21 protein-coding genes are annotated in these 22,307 nt (G+C 34.9%); 8 read left to right on the top strand and 13 right to left on the bottom strand.

Going from position 1 to position 22,307, the window contains the following annotated elements; translation table 11 throughout:
* Positions 1-91 precede the first annotated feature (91 nt).
* Positions 92-1,630: a nitrite/sulfite reductase gene (locus ACWG42_RS06690; RefSeq protein WP_455791056.1), complete on the top strand. Its 1,539-nt coding sequence runs from the start codon at positions 92-94 to the stop codon at positions 1,628-1,630.
* 23 nt (positions 1,631-1,653) lie between these two features.
* Here ACWG42_RS06690 and ACWG42_RS06685 read toward each other — a convergent pair whose 3' ends face one another.
* Both ACWG42_RS06685 and ACWG42_RS06680 read right to left on the bottom strand, forming a co-directional pair.
* The gene (locus ACWG42_RS06685) at positions 1,654-2,259 is read right to left on the bottom strand and encodes a GDSL-type esterase/lipase family protein (RefSeq protein WP_455791054.1); all 606 of its coding nucleotides are present in this window, start codon (positions 2,257-2,259) and stop codon (positions 1,654-1,656) included.
* A gap of 301 nt (positions 2,260-2,560) precedes the next feature.
* Positions 2,561-3,970, bottom strand: a complete 1,410-nt coding sequence (locus ACWG42_RS06680; protein WP_455791052.1) for a GntR family transcriptional regulator — start codon at positions 3,968-3,970, stop codon at positions 2,561-2,563.
* 309 nt (positions 3,971-4,279) lie between these two features.
* Between ACWG42_RS06680 and ACWG42_RS06675 the strand changes: the two genes are divergently transcribed.
* Entirely contained in the window at positions 4,280-5,005 is a 726-nt protein-coding gene (locus ACWG42_RS06675; protein ID WP_455791050.1) for an SIS domain-containing protein, read from the top strand.
* Positions 5,006-5,043: 38 nt separating this feature from the next.
* Here ACWG42_RS06675 and ACWG42_RS06670 read toward each other — a convergent pair whose 3' ends face one another.
* From ACWG42_RS06670 to sufC, 6 genes are read right to left on the bottom strand one after another with little or no spacing between them, the layout of a single operon-like run.
* Positions 5,044-5,574: a 5-formyltetrahydrofolate cyclo-ligase gene (locus tag ACWG42_RS06670; RefSeq protein WP_455791049.1), complete on the bottom strand. Its 531-nt coding sequence runs from the start codon at positions 5,572-5,574 to the stop codon at positions 5,044-5,046.
* Entirely contained in the window at positions 5,574-6,974 is a 1,401-nt protein-coding gene (gene sufB, locus ACWG42_RS06665; protein WP_455791047.1) for a Fe-S cluster assembly protein SufB, read from the bottom strand. Before sufB ends, ACWG42_RS06670 begins: the two co-directional genes overlap by 1 nt.
* A complete protein-coding gene (sufU, locus tag ACWG42_RS06660; protein WP_455791045.1) occupies positions 6,974-7,417 on the bottom strand; it encodes a Fe-S cluster assembly sulfur transfer protein SufU in 444 nt (147 codons plus the stop codon). The genes sufB and sufU overlap by 1 nt, the downstream gene beginning before the upstream one ends.
* A gap of 12 nt (positions 7,418-7,429) precedes the next feature.
* Entirely contained in the window at positions 7,430-8,662 is a 1,233-nt protein-coding gene (locus ACWG42_RS06655) for an aminotransferase class V-fold PLP-dependent enzyme (protein ID WP_455791044.1), read from the bottom strand.
* On the bottom strand, positions 8,655-9,443 hold the full coding sequence (locus ACWG42_RS06650) for a SufB/SufD family protein (protein WP_455791042.1): 789 nt from the start codon (positions 9,441-9,443) through the stop codon (positions 8,655-8,657). The genes ACWG42_RS06655 and ACWG42_RS06650 overlap by 8 nt, the downstream gene beginning before the upstream one ends.
* Before the next feature lies 1 nt (position 9,444).
* Positions 9,445-10,257, bottom strand: a complete 813-nt coding sequence (gene sufC / locus ACWG42_RS06645; RefSeq protein WP_455791040.1) for a Fe-S cluster assembly ATPase SufC — start codon at positions 10,255-10,257, stop codon at positions 9,445-9,447.
* 212 nt (positions 10,258-10,469) lie between these two features.
* Between sufC and ACWG42_RS06640 the strand changes: the two genes are divergently transcribed.
* The 3 genes from ACWG42_RS06640 (at position 10,470) to ACWG42_RS06630 (ending at position 12,830) form a co-directional block, all read left to right on the top strand.
* The gene (locus ACWG42_RS06640; protein ID WP_455791039.1) at positions 10,470-11,474 is read left to right on the top strand and encodes a peptidylprolyl isomerase; all 1,005 of its coding nucleotides are present in this window, start codon (positions 10,470-10,472) and stop codon (positions 11,472-11,474) included.
* A gap of 11 nt (positions 11,475-11,485) precedes the next feature.
* Complete coding sequence (locus ACWG42_RS06635) at positions 11,486-12,361, top strand: peptidyl-prolyl cis-trans isomerase (protein ID WP_455791037.1); 876 nt, start codon at positions 11,486-11,488, stop codon at positions 12,359-12,361.
* A 73-nt stretch (positions 12,362-12,434) separates the two neighbouring features.
* A complete protein-coding gene (locus tag ACWG42_RS06630) occupies positions 12,435-12,830 on the top strand; it encodes an HIT family protein (protein WP_455791035.1) in 396 nt (131 codons plus the stop codon).
* A gap of 30 nt (positions 12,831-12,860) precedes the next feature.
* Here the strand turns inward: ACWG42_RS06630 and ACWG42_RS06625 are convergent, their stop codons facing one another.
* From ACWG42_RS06625 to ACWG42_RS06610, 4 genes are all read right to left on the bottom strand, one after another.
* Positions 12,861-13,733, bottom strand: coding sequence for a hypothetical protein (locus tag ACWG42_RS06625; RefSeq protein ID WP_455791033.1), 873 nt, complete (start codon positions 13,731-13,733; stop codon positions 12,861-12,863).
* A gap of 120 nt (positions 13,734-13,853) precedes the next feature.
* Positions 13,854-14,327: a pantetheine-phosphate adenylyltransferase gene (gene coaD, locus ACWG42_RS06620; protein WP_455791032.1), complete on the bottom strand. Its 474-nt coding sequence runs from the start codon at positions 14,325-14,327 to the stop codon at positions 13,854-13,856.
* Positions 14,328-14,331: 4 nt separating this feature from the next.
* Positions 14,332-14,892 carry a 16S rRNA (guanine(966)-N(2))-methyltransferase RsmD gene (gene rsmD / locus ACWG42_RS06615; protein ID WP_455791030.1) on the bottom strand — a complete coding sequence of 187 codons (561 nt, stop codon included), beginning with the start codon at positions 14,890-14,892 and terminating at the stop codon, positions 14,332-14,334.
* Between the two features lie 57 nt (positions 14,893-14,949).
* Positions 14,950-16,218, bottom strand: coding sequence for an FtsW/RodA/SpoVE family cell cycle protein (locus ACWG42_RS06610; RefSeq protein ID WP_455791028.1), 1,269 nt, complete (start codon positions 16,216-16,218; stop codon positions 14,950-14,952).
* 139 nt (positions 16,219-16,357) lie between these two features.
* Between ACWG42_RS06610 and def the strand changes: the two genes are divergently transcribed.
* The 3 genes from def to ACWG42_RS06595 all read left to right on the top strand — a co-directional run bounded on the left by def (position 16,358) and on the right by ACWG42_RS06595 (position 19,865).
* Positions 16,358-16,915 carry a peptide deformylase gene (gene def, locus ACWG42_RS06605; RefSeq protein ID WP_455791026.1) on the top strand — a complete coding sequence of 186 codons (558 nt, stop codon included), beginning with the start codon at positions 16,358-16,360 and terminating at the stop codon, positions 16,913-16,915.
* A 147-nt stretch (positions 16,916-17,062) separates the two neighbouring features.
* Positions 17,063-18,901 (top strand): ribonuclease J1, encoded by a 1,839-nt coding sequence (gene rnjA / locus ACWG42_RS06600; RefSeq protein ID WP_455791024.1) that lies wholly within the window; start codon positions 17,063-17,065, stop codon positions 18,899-18,901.
* An 88-nt stretch (positions 18,902-18,989) separates the two neighbouring features.
* Positions 18,990-19,865 carry a metallophosphoesterase gene (locus tag ACWG42_RS06595; protein WP_455791023.1) on the top strand — a complete coding sequence of 292 codons (876 nt, stop codon included), beginning with the start codon at positions 18,990-18,992 and terminating at the stop codon, positions 19,863-19,865.
* A 29-nt stretch (positions 19,866-19,894) separates the two neighbouring features.
* On the opposite strand, the gene pheT is transcribed toward ACWG42_RS06595, so the two are convergent.
* Positions 19,895-22,297: a phenylalanine--tRNA ligase subunit beta gene (gene pheT, locus ACWG42_RS06590; protein WP_455791021.1), complete on the bottom strand. Its 2,403-nt coding sequence runs from the start codon at positions 22,295-22,297 to the stop codon at positions 19,895-19,897.
* Between the last annotated feature and the right edge of the window lie 10 nt (positions 22,298-22,307).

Raw genomic sequence — 22,307 nt, 5'->3', positions numbered from 1 at the left:
TGCTTATGATGGTATAAGCAGAAGTTTTTTTATGAAATGTTTGTTTTGTGGTATCATGTATACATAAACAACTTTGCAAAGGAGCGGCATTATGAACAAAGAACTTTATCAAGAACTAGAACAAGAAATACATGAATTTCATGAGAAAACAAAGCAGTTCATCAACAAAGAAATCAGTGTAAAAGATTATAAAGGATATTCTGGTGGATTTGGTAGTTATGCACAACGAGGTGGACAAAGCTTTATGCTTCGTCTGCGTATGAATCAAGGAATTGTCACGAAAGATAAATTAAAATTTGTTATTGATGCCTGTGAAAAGCATCAAGTGAATAAAGCACACTTTACTACTTGTCAAACTATTCAGCTTCATGATTTGAGTGGTATGGAAATTTCCGATATCATGTTGGATGCCTTACATCATGACATTGTATGTCGTGGAGGTGGAGGAGATTTTCCTCGTAATGTCATGTGTTCTCCATTAAGTGGATGTGACCCTCAGGAAACCTTTGATGTCATCCCCTATGCGCAAGCTGTTGGAGACTATATGTTAACACTCATCAATAAATTTTCATTACCTAGAAAATTAAAGATTGGATTTAGTAACAATGATAAAAATGAAACTCATGCGACTTTTAGAGATTTAGGGTTTGTAGCCAACAGTGATCATACCTTCGATGTATATTGTGCTGGTGGTCTTGGAAACAATCCAAAAATGGGAGTAAAAGTAGGACATCATGTAGCTGGAGAAGATATCTTATATTATGTATCCGCTATGGTTTTAATTTTTATGCAATATGGGAACTATGAAAATCGTGCAAAAGCAAGAACTCGTTATCTACAAGAAGTTCTTGGAAAAGATGGTTTGATAGAGGAGTTTCAGAAGAAGGTAGAAAATGCATTTGCTGGTGAACAATTAAAACTTCAAGTGGAAGAAAGAATTGTTCATAAAACAGGAAATGGAAATATTGTAGATCGTAGAGTTACGCCACAAAAACAAACTGGATTATTTGCTGTTTTCTATCATCCAATTGGCGGAACCCTTACACCAAAGAAGTTATCCGATATTTATGAAGTAATTAAGGATATGGAAGATGTGGAACTTCGTATTACTCCACAAGAAGGAGTATACATTGTAAACTGTACAGCAGACGAAGCCAAGCTTGTTTTAAATATTACAAAGGATGGCGCACGTAATGAATTTGAAGAAAGCGTTGCTTGTATTGGCGCATCTACTTGCCAAGTTGGTTTACGTGATTCACAAGGCACACTGAAAGAAGCAATCATGTATTTAAGAGAAAAAGAATATGCGGATCATGTTCTTCCTCGTATCTTTATTTCAGGATGTCCAAGTTCTTGTGGTACGAATCAAATCGGACCATTAGGATTTCAAGGAACCGTTAAAGTTATCGATAAACAAGCATTCCCTGCTTATACATTAAGCATTCATGGTAAGGAAGCTTTATTGCATGCTACCTTTGGAGAAACAAAAGGTGTTATCCTAGAAGAAGATGTTTGCTGTTTCCTGGAAAGCATTGCAAATCAAGTAAGCAAGCATACTACAACTTATGTAAACTGGATAGAAGAATATCCTGAAGAATTACAAACTATTCTAACAACCTATATTAAATAAGAGCTGACGGTGTCAGCTCTTTCTTATTCATCACTTTTTAAATTTGCAACTTTTATAATATTTTGTAACCATTTAGGATAATACGGATATTTAGGATGGATTCCATCATACTCAAATATATCATCTTCCCATTGCATCAAATAACTATTGTCAATAAATGTAAGATCCATTTCTTCGCACATCGTCCTTAACGCATTATTGAATCTAGCAATCACCGTGACACCTCCAAATTTTGCAAGTGTATCACTACGCATAGGAATGATCGAATTAATATAAATGTTTGTTATATCATGTGCATATAAACGTCGAATTTGTTCTTTATATTTTTCAATAAAAGCAACTTCATCTCCACGAAAACGATAAATATCATTTTTCCCATATTCCATAAATATAATTTTTGGTTGTAAGGCAATCACGCGTAACATATCCCCATCTATCATATCTACACTTCTACCACGTTTGGCAATGACATTATTTTTTCTAAGCAACCGATAATCCAAAATAGATTCCGCTAAAGAGTCTCCCATCAAAACGGTATCTTGAAAAAAAGGTAGCATAGCATAAATTGCTTTCTCACTTTTTTTGCACTTGTGTAATGTATGCATATTAAAATCAATTACGTCTATCATAAAAATGATCCCCTTCTATCACCATGTATTACCAGAATAATATAACCTTGTACTAATTAGTACTTCACACTATTATAGTAATCTAAAGCAATACAATTTTCAAGATAAATTTGTAATTTTTTTAATAAGCTTTCCTATCATAGTACCGGTCAACAAATAAAGCATATTATTAAACGTTGTACAGAAAACTTTATACAATGTATGAAAACCCTTATTCTTATACACAAAAGAAAACGGAACATACGACATTGCGTTTGTTCCGTTTCGCAAACCTTTTGAGTACACTAATATATTCTTTTGCTTAAAGCACTTCTTCAGAAAGTATTCTTTCATAATGATCTAAAATTTGAATTATTAGTTTTTGTACAGTTTCCATATTCATATTTCTAAGAGCCAATTTTATTTCACTCTTTGTTTCTTCGCTAGGAACTCCATAACTATCTTGTTGTTTCAATAACATAGTAAATACTTGCCAAACAAAAGAATCACTCATTTGTTTAAAAATATAAGATAGTGTAGGATTATAACTTTCGCAAATCATATTCAAAATAGGTTGTATAGAAAAGCTTTCTTCTAAATCAAAAAGAATCTTTTCACAAACATCTTGTGAAATCCTTTTGAATTGTTTCTTTTGAAAAGATGCAAGTATCCATTTAGAAAGCTCAAGCATTTCATGAAATATCGCAAGATTATTTTGTACATGAGGCTTTTGTAAAATTTCTTGAAGATTTGTATTCTTATCATATACAAGAATTGTCCCTATTCCATTAACTGACTGCACAATGCCATATAAACGCAATTCCTCAATAGATTTCATAATCGTATTTTTGGATACTCCATATGTTTTTCCTAGTTCCTCAATAGAAGGAAGTTTATCTCCAATTTTTAAGTCTGTAGCCGTCATATTATGGAGGATATCTACACTTACTTGATTGTATAAATAACGTTGTTGAAGTTCAGCTCTCCATTCAAAACCGATTGGATCAAACTCTTTTAGATCACTACAATGCTCTTTACAAAATCGATCTCCTCCTTTATCTACCATAGTGGTAAAGATTGGAATGATTTTTTTCAAAACAAGCGTTTTACCATTTAATGCTTTTTTGAAATTATGCATAGCCGCTACTCGTATTTTCTTTTGTATATATCTACTTGTGAAACGATTGCTATCACTTGTGTTGATTGGTATTGTAATAAAACTCATCATTGTTTGAAACAAATTTAAAAACATAGCATTATTTAAATTCGTAAATGCCAACGTATATAATTTCATCAATTGTTCTAATAATATATTAGGATTTGCATTTTTATCTTTCTCGATGTGTTCGATAATTTCTAACATTTTATTTTGATCTTGACTACTACTTTTAGACAAAGCCTCTTGTGCAATCAAAGGCATAATCAGCCCGAGTATTCTTAATACTTCATGTGCTGTTTGACACTTTGATATAATCATAAGACGATATGCTCGATTGTATTCAAAATCATCAATGTTATATATCACGATATGATTGGATCCTTGCGCTGGCATAACAAATCCTATCTCTTCTAATAAATGTATTGCGTAACGCATCGTATTTCTTCCAACTTGGTAGTATTCACATAACTCTTTCAAAGAAGGAAGTTTTTCACCTGTTTTATATTTTGATTGTAATATATCGTGTTTTAAATGCTCATATACCATATGATATAATGTGTCTTTTTGTTCCATCGTATCACCTTACTTCCTGAGTATCTTTATAAAAACTTTGCAAAACAGTATCTGAAAAGGAGATCTTCACATAACTATCTTCTATCAATAAAGGTGTAACAATTATAGCACATTTAACTTTACATATGATATTTTTTAGGGCTGTTCTTTCTCTTCTTTGTGCTTCCATAACTCCATTTATAAATGAAAATGAAGTTGCATTTATAAATTAAAATGCTACCATATAGATATAAAGAAGTTCATCTAAATCTTGTAAAAAAGAGTATAAAATCAAAAACGCAAGTTCATGAGACTAAAGGAGGATAATTTATGGAGTTTATGGATGCTTATCACACGTTTGTGAAGGATACACTAGAGGAAACACACCAAAGAAATGTACAGGCAATGGAAAAAGCTGCTCAAGTATTGTTTGCCTGTGAACAAAAACAAAAGAAAATCTACACCTTTGGAACTGGACACTCCCATATGATAGGACAAGATTTATACGCAAGAGCTGGCGGATTTGCCAAAATATTTCCTATCGTAGAAATCGAAATGACACTTGCTACACACCCAACAAAGAGTACGCATCTTGAACGTAATGAATCTTATGCTGATGTACTTGATGAAGTTTATACCATAGAAAAAGATGATGTGATTATTATGACAAGCAATTCTGGTAGAAATCCTTTGGTAATTGAATATGCATTACGGGCAAAACAAAAAGGTGCACATCTCATTGCGATTACTTCTCTAACGCATAGTAAACGTATTCAAAGTCGTCACAAGAGCGGTCTTCGTCTATTTGAATGTGCAGATATCGTACTGGATAATATGGCACCACTAGGTGATGCTGGTGTCGAAATAGATGATACAATCAAAATGGGACCTATTTCTACACTTACGGGGTGTTATTTATCCCAATGTATCATCGGTCGCTTTGTTGAACTTCTACGTGAACAAAAAATGCCTGCGCCAGTATTTCGTTCTAGTAATATGGATGGTGCAGATGCCTACAACAAAGAACTTTTTGACCAATACATCATAAAAAAATAATGATTTAGTTCTTTAAGATAGAAAAAAAACATGGGCTTCTAAAAGTTCATGTTTTTATATATTTTGTGTTCACTCACAATCATATCCAGAGGAATATCATGCGCTTCTTCAAAAACATCTTCCACCTTTTGACATTCATGTGCAACACCTATCTTTAATCCTTGGAAATGTTCGAGATAACGATCATAATACCCAGCACCATGTCCCAAACGATTGCATTGTTCATCGAAGGCCACAAGTGGAATCAATAAAACATCCAATGTTTCCACTTCCCTAGCATCTTTGGGTTCACGAATACCATAACTTCCAACACTAAAGCTTGTATGTTCATCGACTTGATAAAAACGAATCGTATGATCTGGAAATGTCTTTGGTAGTGCAAAGGAAACGTTTTTATTTTCCAATAAAGGTGTAAGATTAACTTCACTTCCATATGCGTAATACAATCCAACATTCCCCTTTAAGTATGGTAAGAGGCATTGACATATACGTTCACTATTGGTTTGGATTTGTTCTTTTGAAAGTGCATTTCGCACGCTCAACATTTCTTTTCTAACGTCTGTTTTCATTATCCGATGGACTCACTCATATCGAGTTTTAAAAGTTGATTTAATTCCACTGCATATTCCATAGGCAATTCTCTTGTGAATGGTTCTAAGAATCCCATAACAATCATCTCTGTAGCTTGTGAGCGAGATAAGCCTCGGGACATCAAATAGAACAATTGTTCCTCACTAATATTAGAAACGGTTGCCTCGTGTTCAATTTGTGATGTCATGTTTTTTGATACATTGGTTGGAATCGTATCACTACGTGATTGTTTATCTAGGATTAAGGTATCACATTCTACCTTGCTTTTGGCGTATGCCGCATTTGGTCCATGATAGATAAGTCCACGATAGTTCACTTCTCCACCAATCCTTGATACAGATTTCGATATAATATTGCTGTAGGTATGAGGTGCCAGATGAATCATTTTAGCACCTGCATCCTGTACTTGTTTTCTTGCGGCTACCGCAATCGAAATACAAGTTCCTCGTGCATAAGGTTCTGCTAATATACAAGCAGGATATTTCATATTGGTTTGAGAACCAATATTTCCATCAATCCACTCCATACTTCCATTTTCAAATACTTTTGCACGTTTGGTTACTAGATTGATAATGTTATCACTCCAGTTTTGTACGGTAGAATAACGACATCGTGCATTCTTATGCACAAAGATTTCTACCACTGCCGCATGCAAAGAATCCTTTGAATATACAGGAGCTGTACACCCTTCTACATAATGTATATCCGCACCTTCATCCACAATGATTAACGTACGTTCAAATTGTCCCATACGTTCTGTATTGATACGGAAATAGGATTGTAGAGGTTTGTCTAACTTTACACCTTTAGGGACATAAATAAAGCTACCACCACTCCAAACACAACTATTTAAAGCTGAAAATTTATTATCACTATATGGCACAAGGGTTCCAAAGTATTTCTTAAATAAATCTGGATGTTCTTTCAAAGCGGTATCCGTATCTAAGAAGATAACGCCTTTTTCTTCTACCTCTTCCAACATATTATGATAAACAGCTTCGCTATCATATTGGGTAGTAACTCCTGCTAAAAAATCCTTTTCTGCATCTGGTATTCCTAGTTTATCAAATGTATCCTTAATGGTTTCTGGTACATCATCCCAACTCTTTTCTGTTCGATCACTTGGTTTGATATAGTATGTATAATCATCAAAGTTTAAATCTGATAAATCTGGTCCCCAGGTTTGCATTGGCATTTTTTCAAATGTTTCAAATGCTTTAAGACGAAAGTCCAACATCCACTGTGGTTCCTCTTTTATATGAGATATTTCCATTACCGTTTCTCTTGTTAAACCTTTATCCGTTTTATAAAGACTTGTGTCTTTATCATGAAACCCATATTTATATTCATCTTCCAAAGGAAGCTGTTTTTCATTCATTAAGACTCCTCACTTTCTTCAATGAGTTCTTTCATTGCTTTCCATCCAATGGTAGCACACTTGATACGATTTGCTTGTTTTCCAACATTTTGAAAAGCAATTGCTTCTTGTAACAGGTCTTCATCATATTCTTTTTGATCAATCATAGAAAAATATTCCTCGATGATAACTTTTGCTTCATCAGTACGTTTTCCTTGTAAGAGTTCACTCATTATAGAAGTGGAAGCTGTGGAGATCGTACACGCTACACCATCGAAGCGGATATCCTCCACAACTCCATCACAAATCTTACTTTGTACATAAATATCATCGATACAAGAATCAGAAGCCATATGTTTTTCACCATACCCTTGATCTTTTGTTAATGTATGATTTCTTGGGTATTCATAATGATCCATGATAATTTGGCGTAAGACCATAGGATCTTTTAATGCATCGTTCATTCTAGCGACCTCCTAAAAAAATATATCTAAGCATGTTTCCATTGATGCTTTTTCACATACTGTTAAAAAGGCATCGATATCCTCTTTGGATGTGTATAAATACAAACTAGCTCGTATGGTAGCATCCGCATGTAATTGATTTCCTAACAACTTAGAACAATGTTGTCCACTACGAACACAAATTCCATTTGCATTAAAGAAACTAGCAGCATCTTGAGCAAATACACCTTTTACATTAAAGGTAATAATTCCAGTATCATTGTTTGGGTTATAGACTTCAATATGATCCATCTTTACTAGTTTATCGATTGCATACTTATGAAGTTCTTGTTCATATGCATGAATGTTTTCTAATCCAATTTCACTAAGATAACGGATTGCCGCATGTAACCCGAAGATTCCTTCTATCGGTTGTGTACCACTTTCAAAACGATATGGTACATCCTTTAAAAGGATATTTCCTTCCATATCATAGCGAGCATTGCTATCCCCACCTAAGAACAGTGGATCCATCATCTCTAATAGATCTTTCTTTCCATAAAGGACACCAATTCCGGTTGGTCCACACATCTTATGTGCAGAGAACGCTAGGAAATCACAATCCAATGCTTTTACATCGATGGAAATGTGTGGAACACTTTGTGCTCCATCTACAACTACAATAGCGCCATACTGATGAGCAATCTCACATATTTGTGCCACTGGTAATATATACCCTAGCACATTGGTAATCTGTGCAATCGAAATCACTTTTACTGCTGGATTCATCATCTGTTCAAACGCTTCAAAGTCAAAACGTCCTTCTTCATCTAATGGGATATATTCTAGGAATGCTCCTGTTTCTTGCGCTACACGCATCCAAGGTAGAATACAAGAAGCGTGTTCTGCTTCGGTTGTTAGAATGATATCTCCTTCTTGTAGATATTTTCTTCCATACCCATACGCAACTAAGTTCAATCCTTCACTTGCGCCACTCGTATAAATAATCTCTTCTGGTAACGCATGAAGAAATGAAGCTATATCGGCTCTTGTCTCTTCGTACTCTTTATCTACATAATAGCTTAAATCATAATCTCCTCGATGTGCATTTGCGGAATAGTTTTCATAATAATTAACCACCGCATCAATCACAGCTTTAGGTTTAAGAGTGGTTGCACTACTGTCTAAATAAACCAATGGATGTCCTTGCATCGTCTTTCCTTGCAACATTGGAAAGTCTTTGCGTATTTTTTCATTATTAAGCATGTAGACCCACCTTCATTTCAATTTCATTTTTTAATTCATTTTTCCATTCTTCATGGTCAAACATTTGCGCTATTGGCATAATATACCCAACGCTTAATAACCCCAATGCTTGTTCTCTTGTAAGACCTCTTGTTTGAAGATAATACAATTGATTCGCATCTGGTTGTCCTAGGGTTGTCGCATGAGATGCCTTTACATCGTTTTCATCAATTAACAACAAAGGAACTACTTCACTATTGTGTTGTTCACTCATGGTCAATACACGCGTTGTTTGATGAGATACACTATCATGTGCTCCCTTGTTTATTTTACCGATTGCTTCCATATGGTAATTTCCATGTTCCTTAACTACCGCATAATGTTCCATGGTTCCTGTAGTATATGGAGTCGCATGTTCGATTGCTACTTTAAAATGCTTGTTACCTTCTACAATACAAGCACTCTTGATGTCACAATTTGCGCCTTCTTCACATAAATGAACCATCCCATCGATTGTGGACGCACTAGGATCTAAATCACAGTACGCAAGTTCAAGAGATGCATCCTTATGCACAAAAGCTTCGATATCCAGTTGGATACCTGATGTGCTGTTATTCTTTAGTAAAACTTTCAACTTACTTCCTGGTTGTAACAGGATGTTCACACGTTGTTTGGCATCTAAGCCATCATATGTCACAAATAGCATTGCGTTTACACGTTCGTCTATTTGTAGTTCTAAGAGGTCTTCCTTGCGTGCAATTTGCACCTTTTCCAACACATCTTCTGTAATATGCAATTTCATATTAATTATGTTTTACTGCACAAGTACCTAGCAGCTCTACTTCTTTCTGTTCTTCTTTAACAACGTGTACATTATATTCTTGTTCTAACCAGTCGTATCCTTCCTGATCAATTTTTTCAACCAGTTCACTTCCACCGCTTACAACGATTTTTCCATCTACTAGCACATGTGCATGCGTCGGTTGTAATAAATCATAAAAACGAGCATAATGTGATACGATTAACAAACCTAATCCTTCACTTGTACGCATGTCTTGAATTGCTTGCGCAACAATCTTCAGTGCATCTACATCCAAACCAGAATCAATTTCATCCAACATCGCAATGTTTGGTTTTAACATTTTCATCTGTACGATTTCATTACGTTTCTTTTCTCCACCACTAAATCCTTCGTTCAAGAAACGATGTGCAAGATCCTCTTTCATATGCAAATCTGCCACTGTTTTTTCCATTTCTTTAATAAAGGTAAACAAAGGAACTGGACGTTCTCTTCTAGCATTAATGGCAGCACGTAAAAAATCAGAGTTCGTGACTCCACTTACTTCACTTGGATATTGCATTCCAAGAAACAAACCAGCTTTGCTACGCTCATCTACTTCCATTGCTAAAACATCGAATCCATCAAGGGTGATACTTCCCTCACTTACATGGAATTTTGGGTTCCCCATGATGGCTGCTAATAGGGTGGATTTTCCATTCCCATTAGGGCCCATCAAAGCATGGGTTTCTCCACTATTTATCACTAAGGACAAGCCTTTTAAAATTTCTTTTCCATCTACATCTACGTGTAAATTCTCAATACATAAACTACTCACATTGATCATCCTTTCCTCGCGTGTATTATCATACCAAATTTTCGCCTTTTCTACAATTCAAACGATTCTACATTTCCTAGCATATACATATTTTTTAAGTTCCGTGAAAATTAGGTGAATATTTGTGTTAAATTACGTGAAAGTTTGGAAAAAATTGCATTCAATGAACAAATACACTATAATATTACGGAATAAACAATTAGGAGGACTTTATGATAGAAATACTAAAAAGACAATGGTTTGTCGTATTGGTTGCTGTGATTTTTATCGGTTTTGCCATTTTCTGTGTATACGATACCAACAAGGATCGTGTCAGTGGGAAAACACACGATGGAAAAGATGTCGTCGCAACATTGAGCGGTGATAAATATATTACGGCTGATTCCTTGTATGATACTCTATATAAAAACTATGGAGGTACTACAGTTTCCACCAAATTTCAAGTTGCTGTAATTTCACAATCCGTAAAAGAAACAAGCGAATTGAAAACGCAAGCTACCAACTACAAAGCAAACTTTTTAACACAAGCGGAGACAGGAATGTCTCAATATGGGTATACGGATATCAAATCCTATATCAATGCACAGCTAGCAAACTTAGGATATAGCTATGATACATTAGATGATTACGCAATGTTATGTGTAAAAATCAACAAAATGTCAGAGGATTATATCACAAAGAATTTAGATGCATTGTTTAGCCCTATATATGAGGAAAAATCTCCACGTAAAGTATCTCATATCTTAATCAAAATGGAAGATTCTGAAAATCCAACGGATGCTGAAAAGAAAAAAGTTAAACAAGTTGAAGATGCTCTTGCAAAAGGAGATAGCTTCGCAGAAGTTGCTAAGAAATATAGCGATGATAGCGCGTCAGCAGAAAACAATGGTTCTTTAGGGTATATGGATAGCGATACCACATATGTAGATAGCTTTAAAAATAAAGCGTTGAGCATGAAAACTGGAGAAGTTAGTGAATGGGTTCATGAAAGCAACGATTCTTATAAAGGTTGGCATATGATTAAAGTTGAAGAAACAGATAAAGAAAAGCTTTTAAAAGATAAAGATATCAAAACTGGTTTATATGAAGCAATTCAAAATAACAACAGTGATATTTATAGCAAATTTGTTTGGGAAGCAGCAAAAAAATTAGATATCAAATATGCAAGTGATGATATAAAGAAGAAAATTATGACATCTCTTGATATTGAAGAGTAGGAGGCAAACATATGAAAAAACTCGTATCCTTAATGGCGGTTGCCATGGTGTTTACCTTAGTTGGATGTAAAGATGCTTATGTTGGTGTATCCAAATCTGATGATACATTAGTTACTGTCGGTGATCAAAAAATCACCAAAGGCGAAGTATTCGATATTATCAAAACAACGTATGGTGCTTCTTATACCTTAAATGAAGCAATCAATATAGTTGTAGACAAAGAAAAGATTGCTTTAACAGATGAAATGAAGAAAAAAGCTGATGAGCAATTAGCGACCTTAAAAACAAGTGGTGGCGATGACTTTGTACAACGTTTGAAAGATAACGGTTATGAAAGCGAAGACGATTACAAAGAAAAAGAAATTTATCCAAACCTTCGTCAACAAGGATTGGTAAAGAAATATGTAGAGAGTAAACAAAAAGCATTATTCAAAACATATTCTCCTCGTAAAGCAGAGATTATTGAAGCAGAGTCAAAAGAAAAAGCACAGAGTGCATTGGATGCTGTTAAAGGTGGAAAAAGCATGAGTGAGGCTGCTGGTGAATTTGGTGTCACAACAACGTATAAAGGAGAAGAAGCAATTTATACTTCTAAGAGTTCCCTTCCAACCGTTGTATTCGATAAAATCAAAACAGCTGAAAAAGCAGAATTGGTAAGTTTAGTAGTAGAAGATACTACCAATCAAAAATACTATGTAGTAAACATTACAAACATTGACCCTACTTCCTTTAAAGAAGAAGCCATTGACGCAATTGTTACTACTGGTTCTACAGATTTATCTACATCTGCATCTATATTTTATTTGAAGAAATATGATTTCGAAGTATATGATAAAGATGTTTATGATGGATTAAAATCAATTAACGAAGAATATGTAGCAGATTAAGTCGGATTACCGACTTTTTCTTTTCTATAGATTTATTCTTTGGTATAATAAACCTATAGAAAGAAGGGTGTATATGTGTATATTTTGTAAGATTGTAAAGAAAGAAATACCTAGTTATTGTATTTATGAAGATGATCTTGTCATGGCTTTTCTAGATATCTCTCAAGTAACAAAAGGACATACCCTCATCATCCCAAAGAAGCATTTTGAGAATCTATTAAGTTGTGATGATGAAATTCTTATGCATATGACTAAAGTCGCTAAGATGCTTGGAAAACGCATCATGGAGCGGACCCATGCCAATGGCATGAATTTCTTAAGTAATATGAATGAAGTTGCAGGACAAAGTGTTCCTCATTTCCATATTCATTTGATTCCTCGCTACAGTGAACAGGATGCTTGTATCATACGATTTAACGAAAGTGAAGATCAAGACAAGCTCGCATTACAAGCACTTTTACAAAAGTAACAAAAAAACATGCTCGACATGTTTTTTTTATTACTTCTTCACAATTTCTAAAAACGTAAGATTATAAAGCTTCGCATATTTATCACGTATATACCTTTGGAAATCCTCTTCAAGACTCATATTATAACTCGTATTAACAATCATCTTCTCCCCATATACATTCTCATCTAATATATTGAGAGATGTGTTAATTTCATTAAATGTTAACATATAATAAATCGTTTCTTGCGCTTCTTCTAAAACAGCTTCCCCCTCACTTGCAGTATTCACTTCCCCTTTTGCCTTTACTGTATATATATCAATAATTTTATCCTTCACACTTCCTTGAAAGGAATCCAAGAATACACGATAAGTTAAGGTATAGTTTTCTAATTTCGGTTGTGATTCCACATAGAAAGAAGTAAAATCCTCTTCCAATATAGATTTGATATTGTTCTTTAGATACGTATCACCATAACTTGCGATTTCTTTAAATAAGGATTTTGGAATTTCATCAGCACCAGCAAAACGAACGGGTAAATCTTTTACTTTCACTTTACGTATGGTATTGATAGGATGAATATTATATACACGAGCAAGTTCTTTATCATAGCTTGCAGTTATAGTCAACTCGGCATCATTATAAATTTCACTCTGTGGTGTTACTTCATATGTAATGGAATTCATGAATTCTTGAATTCGTTGATTGTAGGCTTTCATTTTATTCTCAACCTTAACACTCGCAGTGCCTGTTTCTCCACGATACGTTATGGAGGCATCTTTGGTCACATCTACATCTATGGTACGCATAAAGAGGAAATAACTAACGGAATAAAGACTCAATACAATTAACACCATGCATATGACCGTAATACTTTTTCCTTTTGCTGTTTCTTTGCTTGGTAAAAGAACATTCAGCTTCATCCAATTCCTCCTTTCTGTTTCAAATATTCTTGTACATTATAGCATTTTTTCATAGTGATTACTATGCATTCCATCTATGAAATTCTTACAAAAAGAAAAGAAACGCTAGCTCCACGTCTCTTACATTTTCTCCCTTAACGCCTGGTATACTTCTTCACTTACAAAGGCACTCACATCTTGATTATATTTCATCATTTCTCGGATCATAGAACTAGATACATAGGAATATTTTGGATCTGCAAATAATGTTATCGTTTCAATAGAAGGTAGCATATGATGATTCAATGAGGCAATAGAAACCTCATACTCATAATCTTTTACACTGCGTACACCTCGTATGATAGCACATGCTTGTTCACGCTTTGCAAACTCTACGGTAAGTCCAGCATCACTTTCACAGCGAACATTTGGAATATGATGTAGTGCATGATTTAAAAATGTCATACGTTGTTCTAGCGTAAATAACGTTTGTTTTTCAGAATTGTTTAAAATCACCACAATCACTTCATCAAACAAACGAGCTGCTCGTTCGATAATATCAACATGACCTAATGTAATAGGATCAAAACTTCCTGGAAATACTGCTTTTTTCATATACTTACCTCTTCTTATAATATGTGATACGCGTAATACCATACGTTACATCTTTTACTTTTTCAAGACTACCTACAACATCTTCAAAAGTATCTTCTTTCAAGCTTTCACAAACGATATCACCATGTTCACAAAGCATATCATTTTCTTCCAAATAGGTTAAGATACTCATAATCTGTTGTTTCTTATAGGGAGGATCTAAATATACTAGATCAAACTTCTTCCCCTCTATATTTGCCTTACGAAGCGCGCTCTTATAATCCATTTTCCAAACATCACACTTTTCTTTACAGTCTAATGATCTAATATTTTGTTGTATGGTGGAGATAGCCTTACCATGATAGTCCACCATAAGCGAATGGTCCATCCCTCTAGAAATTGCCTCTAGAGACATATTCCCACTTCCCGCAAACAAATCAAGCATCTCTCCTCCATCAAAGTATGGTCCAATACGTGAAAAGATTGCCTCTTTTATTTTATCTGTAGTAGGCCTTGTGGATTGTCCATCCACTGCCTGAATTACGCGAGATCGATATTCTCCAGCAACAATTCTCATTTTTTTCAACTCCTTATGTATAAAGCAATAGGATCAGGGAATGATACTATTGCAACCGAAAGGTTGTTACCCCCCAATCTTTGTTTCTCCTCTTCCCTTTCTTAAAGAGTCCCCATTCCCCTTGGGACTCTTTTTTATCATACCATCCGCACCTTGACGTCGAATCCTTGATATGACAGCTTGTGATATTCCAATGGCACTCATGATTGCCATCAAAGAAGAACCACCACTTGATATAAACAACAAAGGAACACCCGTTAATGGTATCAGTCCAGATACTCCTCCAACATTTAAAGCAAAGTGAATAAAGATATACATAGCCGTACCGATTAAGATTACTTTATACCCTTCACTCTTTGTACGGAAGGCATAATAAAATAACCTTTGTATAATCACTCCATACCCAATCATTACAATTGCCAATCCAAAAATACCCAACTCTTCTACCACAATGGATAAAATGTAGTCATTATCTGATTGCGTTAAATATCCATATTTTTGTATAGAATTTCCAAGCCCTACTCCAGTAATACCACCGCGAGCTAATCCATACAAACCATTGATTGGCTGGTATCCATCTAGATGTGGTGATAGAAATGGATTGATGGCATTGGATATACGCGTTGCAAAATGCCCTATAAAAGGCATCTTTGCGATATAATCAATCCCTACACCACTCATAACAATCAAAGAACAAACACATGCTACAACTAACAATATTTTAATCCAACGCTGTTGTTTTCGTATATTGATGTGTGATGGGATTAAAAAGCAGATTGCACAAAGCAAAAATAAAACAATTAAGGTACCAAAATCTTTTTGTAGAAGAATTGCTGCTGCACAACCAACAAAAAAGAATACAGGTACTTTTACAATTCTCCAAAAATCCCAATTTTTCCGACCAGCGACTTCTACATACACCGCCATCGCAACAATCATAAATACCTTCGCGAACTCCGAGGGCTGTATCGTAACTTCTGTACCTGGAAGTGGGATTCGAATCCATGCATGAGAACCATTTACATCCCTAAACAACTGTGTAGATAGTAACGCTCCTATAATAAATACTGCTGCTATAGGAAGGATCTTTTTTGCATTCCTCATCGAAAAATTATTCGCAAAAAAAGTCATTAATATATAGGACATAACAACAAACATCGCTTGTTTCACAAATACAATTGCTACAATCGCAATGCCATCTTCCGCAACACGCCCTACCGTAGTAGACGCAATCATCAACGTTCCAAAGGCAATTAAAATCAAGATTGTTAACTGTAAAAGAAAATCAAAACTTTTTGGCATTTTTAATGTTAAGTGTATATTTCTTTTGCGCATCGTTTCCTTTCCCTCCTATTCATAATTCATATCTTTTATGATACCATATTCTATCATGATTTTCACTTTTATTTGGCAAAACTCTTCCATTATTTCGTAAAAGCGTATAAAATAGAACAGTAAGAAAAGGAGGAATCTTATGAGTTATAATTATGATGATATAATAAAAGACAGTGAATCAATTGTACGTGAAAAGAGTCTTCCTGTAGAATTGCCTTTAGATAGTGAAAATCGTGCGTTATTAAGCGATATGTTAACCTATGTTCGAGATTCGCAGGATGATGAACTTGCCCAAGCTCAAAATTTACGACCAGCCGTTGGTATTGCGGCCATTCAATTAGGTGTTCCTAAAAAAATGCTTGCAGTGGTTGTTCAAGATGAAGATGGCAATCGTATAGAATATGCACTAGCAAACCCTAGAATCATTTCTGAATCTGTACAAAAAGCATATTTAAAAAATGGTGAAGGTTGTTTATCAGTAGAGAATGAACACGAAGGTTTAGTACCAAGAAGTGCCCGTGTGAGTGTCAAAGGATACGATATGCTACAGGATAAAGAAATTACGATTAAAGCAGATGATTATTTATCCATTGTGCTACAACATGAAATTGATCATTTCTCAGGTATCTTGTTTTATGATCGCATCAACAAGAGTGATCCATGGCTAGCAGATCCTGACGCTATTATCATTGAATAAATGCTCTATGTAGAGCATTTTCTTTTGATTTAAAAAAAGATATACGCTTACATAAAAAAAACAAATGCAAATCAGGTTTATTTTTTATAAAATATGATATAATATTAAAAGATATGAGGTGCATATCAACATGAGAAAGGAGTTTATATGAGTATAAACCAAACAAACAAAACAAATGCACCGAGAACAAATCAGGATATGAATAAAAACAGTTATAATAGAAACAATACAGAACGTAACGATACCCTAGTGTATGCACTAGGTGGATTAGGTGAAGTAGGTAAAAATATGTACTGCTTTGAACACGGAAATGAAATTTTAATCATTGATTCCGGTGTTCGTTTTCCTGAGGATGATTTACTCGGTGTGGATTATGTTATTCCAGATTACAATCATTTGGTAAAAAATAATCGCAAACGTAAAATTTTAGTTATTACGCATGGTCATGAAGATCATATCGGAGGTATTCCTTTTCTATTGAAGAGTGTCGATATCGAAGCTATTTATGCCCCTGCTTTCGCTGTTGCGTTAATCAATAAAAAATTGGAAGAACGTAAAATGTCACGCAGTGTGAAATTGATAGAAATCAATGATCGCAGTTCTTTAAAGATGAATCATTTCACATGTGGATTCTTTAACACAACACACTCCATCCCTGATTCTTTAGGGATTCTAGTGAATACGCCGAATGGACGCGTTGTTCATACAGGAGACTTCAAGTTTGACTTAACACCTGTTGGTTCCAATGCAGACTATCAAGTGATGGCCTATATGGGACAGATTGGTGTAGATTTATTATTGAGTGATTCTACCAATTCTGGTGTCGCAGACTTCTCAATTTCTGAAAAGAAAGTTGCGGCAGAGATTTTAGATACTATGAAGAAGACCAATGGTCGATTGATTGTAGCTACATTCGCAAGTAATGTATACCGTGTTTCACAGATATTAGAAGCTGCGGTTGCTTGTGGACGTAAAGTTATCATCTTTGGACGCAGTATGGAAAATGTAGTAACGATTGGACGTAAAATGGGGAAAATTAAGGTTGGAGAACAACATTTCCTATCCCCTGATCAATTGGCACATACCCCTGCAAATAAAACTTGTATCGTTTGTACGGGTAGTCAAGGTGAACCACTTGCGGCATTATCACGAATTGCGAATGGAACACATCGTTACATCAAGTTGATCCCTGGAGATACAGTTATCTTCTCATCAAGTCCGATTCCTGGAAATGGTGCGAGTGTAAATCAGGTGGTGAACAAGTTGTTCCGTGCAGGTGCAAATGTATTAACGAAATCAATTCTTGGTAACTTGCATACAACAGGACATGCTTCTCAAGAAGAACAAAAACTGATGTTGCAATTGATTAAGCCTAAATACTTCATGCCAATTCATGGAGAATATAAGATGTTAAAACAGCATAAGGATACAGCGATTGAAACTGGATTACCTCCAGAAAATATCTTTACTTGTGCGAATGGAGATGTCCTCACCTTAAGAAACCATCAAGTTTTAGAGACAAGTTGGAGAATTATGGCAGATGATATCTATGTAGATGGTAATGATATCAGTGGTGTATCTACCGCTGTATTAAAAGATCGTTCAATCCTAGGTGACAATGGACTTGTTTCTGTTATCATTGCGATTGATTCAAAAGAGAACAAGGTTTTAACAAAACCTGTTATTGTATCTAGAGGATTTGTCTTTATCAAAGATTCTCAAGGATTATTAAAGGAAGCAGAAACAATTGTTCACAATGCATTAAAAGAAAAGATGCAACAACGTACAACCTTCTCCGAATTGAAGAATTGTGTACGAGGAACACTTGAACCATTCCTTTACAATAAAACCCATCGTAACCCAATTGTAATTCCTGTAATCATCAATTCAAAATCAGCGATGCAGGCAATCATGCAATCACGTGCGTCACATCAAAAAACAAATCGCACACCAAACAAAAAGAATACAACTCCAAAAGAAGCATAGCGTAAGCTATCCTTCTTTTTTCTATATTTCTCATTTCTTTACCAACGTATTTATGATAAAATAGTAAAGAATATGAGGTGCTTAAATTATGGTAAAACGTCTACTTAAAATCGTATCTGTATTAATATTACTTGCATTAGTGGTTGCAGGTGTGTTCTTTTATTCCATATATATATCCGTAGATCGTGTAAATTTATCTTATCAAAATTTAACATCTACAAAAATACCAACAGAAATGAACGATATCAAAATCGCTTATATAAGTGATATTAAATACAATTCCTTTATGAATAAAGAGCGATTGACTTCAATGATTTCTGAATTGAACGATACTGGAAGTGATGTTGTGATATTTGGAGGAGATATGTTTGATACTCCTGATAAAAAAGCTCCTGATTCTACCATTACCGCTGAGATTACAGAAATCTTAAAAAGTATCGATGCACCTTTAGGAAAATTCGCAGTCTTAGGAGATCAAGACTTGGTGAATGAAGAAACAAAAACTTTGGTTTCTTCCATTCTATACAATAGTGACTTTGAAATTATTACCAATACCATTGTACGCTTGCGTAACCAAAGTAATTCTAGCATCTCTTTGATTGGGCTTGATTCCCTAGTAAATGGCACTCCTGATGTTGCTAGCGCATTTTCTAAGATTAACAACGATGAATACAACTTACTTATTACACATTGTCCAGACTTGTTAAAAAACAATGATATCAATACACAATATATTGATACGGCTATTACAGGACACTCCCTTGGAGGACAGATTTATCTTCCTTTATTTGGTCCTCTACATACCGTTACAGGTGCAGAGAAGTATAATCATGGAACATATGATATTAATAAGATGACCTTATTTGTTAGTAATGGATTAGGGACAACAGAAACCGATATGCGTTTATTCGCTCCTCCTCAAATCCTTATCTTCAAACTACATCATGGTACAAACAAAGCATAACAAAGGCAGCCGATTGGCTGCCTTTTTCATTATGATCTTAATTCTGCTTGTACATCTTTCTTTAAAGTTTCTAAAATCAATTCATGAATACTATTAATTTCAGTATCTTTAAGAGTCTTTTCAAAGGATTGGAAAGTGATACTCAACGCGATTGATTTACTTCCCTTTTCCACATGTTCTCCTGTATAAACATCGAACACTTCTACATTTTGAATAATGTTTTCTTTTCCAAGTTTTCCATTCTTCTTAATGCTATTGATAATGTTCGCAACTTTTACATCTTCCTTAACAACAAACGCTAAGTCTCGTGTAACCGATGGGAATTTTGATACTTCTGAGAATTTCACTTTACTAGCTTTATTCTTAAGAAGAATTTCAAGATTGATTTCCATCGCGATAGTATCATTGATATCATATGTTTTTGCCAACATTGGATGAAGTTGCCCAACAATACCTAACAACTCTTTTCCTAAATATACTTCCGCACTACGATATGGGTGGAAGTTCTTACAATCGATATGATTTTCTTTGAATACCACACGCTTTTCATCGAATCCAATACTTGAAAGTATCGATTCTACTACACCTTTTAATGTATAGAAGTCCACATCAACACTATAGTTTTGCCAACGATTCTTATGCAGTGCTCCACTTGCCGCAACACAAAGTCGTTCTTCTACATTTCCAATGCCATACGCATTACTGATTTCAAACAATGCGATATCTTTTACACTTCTTGCCTGGTTGTACGCGATACTATCTAATAAGCCAGGAAGGATAGAATTACGAATATAACGACGATCTTCACTCATCGGAGAAGCCAATTCATATACTTGTTCATCTCCCATAACTGCTTCATCAATTTTTTTCTTACTTACCAATGTATACGTAACTGCTTCATTATACCCAAGATCACTTAAGGTAGAACGTAATTTTCTTCTTAATTTTTGACGTTTGTTTAAGTGTCCAAGAGTTGAAGTTGTTTGAGGCATTGTACATGGTAAACGATCATAACCAAGAATACGGATAATCTCTTCAGCGATATCTGGTTCAATCAATAAATCTGTACGATAACTTGGAATCTCCACATGAAGATCTTCTCCAAGTTTTATTGGATTCAAGTGTAAATCCTGTAACACTTCCATGACTTCACATTCCGCAAAGTCAGTACCCAACAATGTATTCATACGTGCTACATTTACATCAATGGTAACTGGTGTATAGTGATTAGAACCAAATTGTACAGTTTCTTCTAATCCTTTCGCATCTGCATATGCAATTAACAATTCAACGGCGCGATCCATTGCCTTAAAGGTAGCCATTGGTTCGATTCCCTTTTGGTAACGAACACTAGCATCCGTGTTTAGATTTAAACGACGTGCGGTATTTCTTATAGAAACATGATGGAAGATTGCTGCTTCGATGATGATTCCTTTTGTTGTCTCTTCAATCTTAGAATCATTTCCACCCATAACACCTGCAATACCAATTGGTTTTCCAGCATTTGTAATGACGATATCTTCATCATTTAATGCATACGTAACCCCATCCAATGCAGTATAGTCTTCATGGATATGATCTTTCACAGTGATCTCTTGATCTTTGATCGCATCAATATCATAGAAATGTAAAGGTTGTCCTGTTTCTAACATTACAATATTACTAATATCTACTACATTGTTAATGGACTTCATACCCGTTGCCATCAATAATTCCTTCATCCATTTTGGAGATGGTTTAATGCTTACTTCATTGATGACTTTTCCTAAAAACAATGGACATTTTTCGCTTTCGCTGTGAATTTTTAACTTCGTTGCACTTCCCTGTGCCGCGATCCCTTCCACTGCAGGAATGTTAACTTCTCTTTTCAAGACAGCACCTGTTTCTAAAGCCATAGACCAGGCTGCTAAACAGTCTGTACGATTTGGTGTTAAACCAATGTCCATAATTTCATCATCAAGTCCAAGATATGCCAAAGGATGTTCATCCCCTACAACCGCATCATCATCCAGTACTTCAATCCCATTCTTGCTGTCTTCACTCAATTGATGCGCATCCACACCTAGTTCTAATAAAGAACAAATCATACCATGGCTCTCTTGTCCACGAATGACACCATCTTTGATTTCTCCACCTGCTAATACGGCACCAGGACGAGCTACAATGACCTTTTGTCCTGCCGCAACATTTGGCGCTCCACAAACAATTTGTGTTACTTTATCACCTAAATCGACTTCACATACATGCAAATGATCACTATCTGGATGATCCACACAAGTTAATACTTTACCAATCACAAGGTTACTACCTTGACTCATTCTTTCGATTCCTTCAACTTCTGAACCACTATTGGTTAATTTATCCGCAACTTCTTCGATTGTTAAATCAGATATATCAACATATTGTTGAAGCCATTTTCTACTTATTATCATTCGTACTTCC

It is taken from the genome of Amedibacillus sp. YH-ame10 (genome assembly GCF_053848885.1).
The sequence above is the reverse complement of the archived record's forward strand: the minus strand, read 5'-3'. Positions and strand labels throughout refer to the sequence as shown.